Origin of the sequence: Caldimonas sp. (genome assembly GCF_046289365.1) — a bacterium.
GTDB lineage: Bacteria > Pseudomonadota > Gammaproteobacteria > Burkholderiales > Burkholderiaceae_C > Caldimonas.
In genome coordinates, this window is record NZ_JBKBVU010000224.1 from 1 (window position 1) to 4,797 (window position 4,797).

A 4,797-nucleotide genomic window follows, 5' to 3' on the forward strand; every position below is an offset into this window, starting at 1 on the left:
GCCTCGCCGCTGAGCGTGCGCGAGGTGCTCGACCGCCACGGCGGCGAGTTCTGGTTCGAGCGCGAGCGCACGCGCAACCAGGCCTTCTTCCGCTTCCTGCTGCCCCAGGCGGCCGCGCCCGAGGCGGCCGATCCTGCGCCGCCGGCCGTGGGCGACAGCCGCCCGGAGTTCTACGACTTCGACCTTTTCCGCACCACCGACTCGACCGAGGAGCTGGCCCAGCGCCGGCTGGTGGACCTGGTGTACACGGTGTTCGACACCGAGACCACCGGCCTGGAGCCCTCGGCCGGCGACGAAATCCTCCAGATCGGTGCCACCCGCATCGTCAACGGCCGGCTGCTGCGCCACGAGTGCTTCGAGCAGCTCGTCGATCCGCAGCGCCCCATTCCGGCCGCCGGCATCCCGATCCACGGCATCACGCCGGAGATGGTGCAGGGACAGCCCACGATCGACACGGTGCTGCCGGCGTTCCACGCCTATGCCCGCGACACGGTGCTGGTGGCGCACAACGCGGCCTTCGACATGCGCTTCCTGCAGCTCAAGGAGGCCCGCACCGGCGTGCGCTTCGACCAGCCGGTGCTCGACACCCTGCTGCTGTCGGCCGTGGTGCACCCGCACCAGGACTCCCACAAGCTCGAAGCCATCGCCGAGCGCCTGGGCGTGACGGTGTTCGGCCGCCACACTGCGCTGGGCGACGCCATCGTGACGGCCGAGATCTTCCTCAAGCTCATCCCGCTGCTGGCGGCCCAGGGCATCCACACCCTCGGGCAGGCGCGGGACGCCTCGAAGAAGACCTTCTACGCGCGCATCAGCTACTGAAGGCCGGGGCGCGGGCCGGCCTTCACAGGTCGAGCACCAGGCGCGGGCAGCGCGCTCGCGAGCAGCAGGCCATCATGCGCTGGTGCGCCTCACGCTCGGCGCGGCCCAGCACGCTGTCGCGGTGATCGACCTCGCCGTCGAGCACGCCGACCTCGCAACTGCCGCACAGGCCTTCCTCGCAGTCGCTTTGCACATCCACATTCGACGCCCGCAGCACTTCCAGCAGCGTCTTGTCGGCCGGCACCTGCAGACGCAGCCCCGAGCTGCGCAGCTCCACCTCGAACGGCTGCTCCTGTGCAGGATCGAGTCGCCGTGCCCCGCCCGAGAAGTGCTCGACGCGCAAAGCGTCTTCGGGCCAGGCGGCTGCCAGCCGCTCCAGTTCGTCGAGCATGCGCTGGGGGCCACCGGCGGCTTCGACGCCAACCCGCAGGGCCCGATCGCCCAGGCCGTGGCCGCCGAGGCCCGTGCGGCCAGCGCGGCGCTGGGTCATCGAGCCTGATCCGGCCCCGCCTGCGACACGCCGGAACGGCTCAGGCGCCCATCCGGTCGGCCAGGTCGGCCAGATCGGCGGCCTCCAAGTCCACCGGCACGCCAGCCCGGACCTCCCCCCGCCCCGGTCCATGCTCATCGGGGCGGGCAATGAAGGCAGTGCGCAGGCCCGCCGCGGCGGCCGCGGCCAAGTCGGAAGAATGGGCCGCGACCATCATCACCTCGTGGGGGTCGCAATCGAAGGCGCGTGCCGCGGCGAGGTAGACCTCAGGCTTGGGCTTGTAATCGCGCGCCACCTCGGCCCCCAGGATGGCATCCCAGTGCCAGTCGTTGCGCCGCGCCAGGTCCACCATCAGCGAGATATTGCCGTTCGAGCACGGGGCGACGAGAAAGCGCTCGCGCAGCCGCGCCAGCGCCGGCCTCACGTCGGGCCAAGCGTCGAGCCGGTGCCAGGCGCGGTTCAGGTGCACGCGCATGGGCTCGTCGACCGCGGCGTCCAGGCCAAACTGGCGCAGCACCACGTCGAGGTTGCGGCGGTGCAGGATATCCAGCGTCGAGAACGGCCGCCGGCCCGAGCGCACCTCCTCCATCGCCGGCTGGTACTCGTCCCGCCAGGCATCGGCAAAGGCCAGCGCATCCACCCGCAAGCCCAGGCGCTGCAGCGCGAGCTGCACCTCGCGGGCGATGCTGGTACGCCAGTCCACCAGGGTGCCAAAGACATCGAAGACAAGGGCGCGCACAAACGTCATGGCGCTGGCTCCAGGAAAAGATGTTCCGCCAGTGTCTCAAACCTCGCACCGGCCCGCCCCCCCAAACGCGCGATCTGCGCCCTTGAATCGCCCGATGGATCTGCGACGGGCTGCGCTGCCCCTTCAGTTTGCACCGGCCATGCCGATAGTGCTCGACATACGCCCCATGAGGCCCGAAAGGCGCCCAGGGCGCCTTGTCCTTTCCGAGGAGCACACTTCATGAATATCCTGCGCAACCTGCGAGTCGGCACGCAATTGATCGGTGGCTTTTCGATCGTCTGTGTGATCGGCGCGCTCATCGGTGCGGTCGGGCTGTGGCGTTCAGCCCAGATGAACGAACTGGCCCGCCAGATGTACGACCGTCAGGTCGTCGGTCTGAATGCCGCGGCCGAGACGGCCTTGGCCCTGCTCGAGGCCAACCGGGCCGCGACGAACGCGGTGTTCGCCGACACCTTGGGCGAGCGCCAGAAGCACATCGCGTCCACCCGGGCCCGCCTGGAAGCCACCCGCGAAGCCCTGGGGCGCACGGAGACCCGGTTCTTCACGGACGAGGGCAAGCAGCAGGTGCATCGCGCGCGCGAACAGGTGCAAAAGGTGTCCCAGGTGGTGGACGAGCTGCTCACGCGCCTGGACAGCGAACCGCCCGGCGAGGCCTGGACTGCCGCCGACATGCTGAGCAATGAACTGCGCCCGGCGGTGGACGAGGCCGATGCACTGCTCAAGCAGCTCATGCAGCGCAAGCAGGCCGATGCGGCCGGCCTGGCCGAGGCCACCACGGCCACCTTCGCCAGCGGCCGTGTCGCGATGATCGCCCTGACCCTGGGCGGCTTCGCCGTGGGCCTGGGCCTGGGCATCTGGCTCACCCGGCGGCTGACCCGCCAGCTCGGCGGCGAGCCGGCCGACGTGGCCGCGGTGGCCAATGCCATCGCCGAAGGAGACCTGACCAGGGCCATCGACACTTCGCACGCGCGGCCCGGCAGCGTGGTTCACGCCATGCACACCATGCAAGAGGCGCTACGCCGCGTGGTGGGCAGCGTGCGCACCGGCAGCGACCACATCGCCACCGGCTCCAGCCAGATCGCCAGCGGCAATGCCGACTTGTCGCAGCGCACCGAGGAGCAAGCCAGCAACCTGCAGCAGACCGCCGCCTCGATCGAGCAACTGGTCAGCACCGTTCAACACAATGCCGAGACCGCCCGCCAGGCCGCCCAGCTCGCTGGCGTGGCCAGCGACGTGGCGGCCAAGGGCGGCCAGGTGGTGGGCGAGGTGGTGCACACCATGGGCGAGATCAACGCCAGCTCCAAGAAGATCGCCGACATCATCGGCGTGATCGACGGCATTGCCTTCCAGACCAACATCCTGGCGCTGAACGCCGCGGTGGAGGCCGCCCGCGCCGGCGAGCAAGGCCGCGGCTTTGCCGTGGTGGCCGGCGAGGTGCGCAACCTCGCCCAGCGATCGGCCCAGGCCGCCAAGGAGATCAAGAGCCTGATCCAGGCCAGTGTGGAGAGGGTGGAAGCCGGCAGTGGCCTGGTGGATCAGGCCGGGCAGACCATGAATGACATCGTGGCACAAGTCAAGCGAGTGACCGATCTCATCCAGGAGATCAGCGCGGCCACCACCGAGCAGACCTCGGGCCTGAACCAGATCAACGATGCCGTGGGCCAGCTCGACCAGGTGACGCAGCAAAACGCCGCGCTGGTGGAACAAGCGGCCGCCGCCGCCGACAGCCTGGCCCAGCAGGCCCGCCGTCTGGTGGAGGCCGTCTCCCAATTCAAACTGAGTGAACACGAGGCGGCGCAGGCCATTGCCCGCGCCCAGGCCTCCAGTGCGCAAGCCCTCGCCCCCTCGCCGCGCGATGCCGGCGACGACGATGGTTGGCGCACGCACTGAGGCACGGCCCGCTCACTCCTCACTCAGAAGCGCCCGGCCTGGAAACGCTGCTCCAGCACGCTTTGCAGGGTGTGGACGACGTCGAAGGCCTCCTTGAGCTGGCGGCGCTCGAAGTTGGACAGGCGGTCGACGACGAGGAAGTTGTCGGGCGGGTGGCCTTGCGCCATCTGGCCGGCCTGGTGGCGGATGCGCATCGCCGCCAGGAACTCCAGCGCCTGGCGCAGGTCGCGCACGCCGTCGGCGCTGATCTCGCCGCTGTCGGCCGCACGCTGCAGGCGGTCTTGCGTGTTCACCTCCTCCAGCGCCCCGGCCAGGGCATAGATGCGCGCCAGGTCGACGATGGGCACGATGCCGGAGTGCTTGAGGTCGATGGCACCGCGGTGCTCGCCGCTGCGGATCGGCGCAATCCCGCCGAACAGGCCCCGCGGCGGCCGATGGGCCAAGGCGTTGCCCACCATGTAGGCCAGGAAGATGCCGTTGCCGCGCGTGCGCTCGAGCATGTCGCTGCGCACCTGTTCGAGCAGCTCGGTGCGGCCGTGCACCGCGCGCAGGTCGAAGAACACGCAGGTGAGCATCAGCGCCTTGGGCTCGGGCTCGTCGATCCAAGTGCGGAAGTACTGACGCCAGCGGCGTTGGGGCTGGCGCCAGGCCGGCGTCATCGCCATCATCTCGCCGGGGCAGTGCACATAGCCGCAGGCCGCCAGGCCATCGCAGACGAAGCGTGCGAAAGCCTCGAAGTAGGCGCCGTGCCGGGCTTCGTCGTAGCCGTCGTCGAGCACCAGGCAGTTGTCCTGGTCGGACTTGGCGGTTTGCTCGCAGCGGGCCTGCGAGCCGGCGGCCACCCAGACGT

Annotated in this window: 4 protein-coding genes and 2 pseudogenes; 3 read left to right on the top strand and 3 right to left on the bottom strand. The window is 69.9% G+C overall.

Annotated features, from left to right (window positions below; genetic code table 11):
• Positions 1–819: PolC-type DNA polymerase III (locus tag ACK42S_RS15785; RefSeq protein ID WP_409709693.1), on the top strand; the 819-nt coding region annotated here is incomplete at its 5' end.
• Positions 820–841: 22 nt separating this feature from the next.
• On the opposite strand, the pseudogene ACK42S_RS15790 reads toward ACK42S_RS15785, so the two are convergent.
• Positions 842–1,228, bottom strand: a pseudogene (locus ACK42S_RS15790) (flavin reductase family protein); the annotation flags it as partial.
• Between ACK42S_RS15790 and ACK42S_RS15795 the strand changes: the two are divergent.
• A pseudogene (locus ACK42S_RS15795) lies at positions 1,211–1,318 on the top strand (IclR family transcriptional regulator); the annotation flags it as partial. The pseudogenes ACK42S_RS15790 and ACK42S_RS15795 sit on opposite strands and share 18 nt — an antisense overlap.
• Before the next feature lie 31 nt (positions 1,319–1,349).
• Here ACK42S_RS15795 and ACK42S_RS15800 read toward each other — a convergent pair.
• Positions 1,350–2,057, bottom strand: a complete 708-nt coding sequence (locus ACK42S_RS15800; protein ID WP_409709695.1) for a haloacid dehalogenase type II — start codon at positions 2,055–2,057, stop codon at positions 1,350–1,352.
• 219 nt (positions 2,058–2,276) lie between these two features.
• On the opposite strand from ACK42S_RS15800, the gene ACK42S_RS15805 reads away from it, so the two are divergent.
• Positions 2,277–3,947 carry a methyl-accepting chemotaxis protein gene (locus ACK42S_RS15805; protein ID WP_409709698.1) on the top strand — a complete coding sequence of 557 codons (1,671 nt, stop codon included), beginning with the start codon at positions 2,277–2,279 and terminating at the stop codon, positions 3,945–3,947.
• A 23-nt stretch (positions 3,948–3,970) separates the two neighbouring features.
• Here the strand turns inward: ACK42S_RS15805 and ACK42S_RS15810 are convergent.
• Positions 3,971–4,797 (bottom strand): putative nucleotidyltransferase substrate binding domain-containing protein (locus tag ACK42S_RS15810; RefSeq protein ID WP_409709701.1); only part of this gene is annotated, 827 nt, incomplete at its 5' end.

Coding starts and splice junctions, on each gene's coding strand:
- ACK42S_RS15805 (WP_409709698.1), top strand. CDS start 2,277: ATGAATATCCTGCGCAACCTGCGAGTCGGCACGCAATTGATCGGTGGC.
- ACK42S_RS15800 (WP_409709695.1), bottom strand. CDS start 2,057: ATGACGTTTGTGCGCGCCCTTGTCTTCGATGTCTTTGGCACCCTGGTG.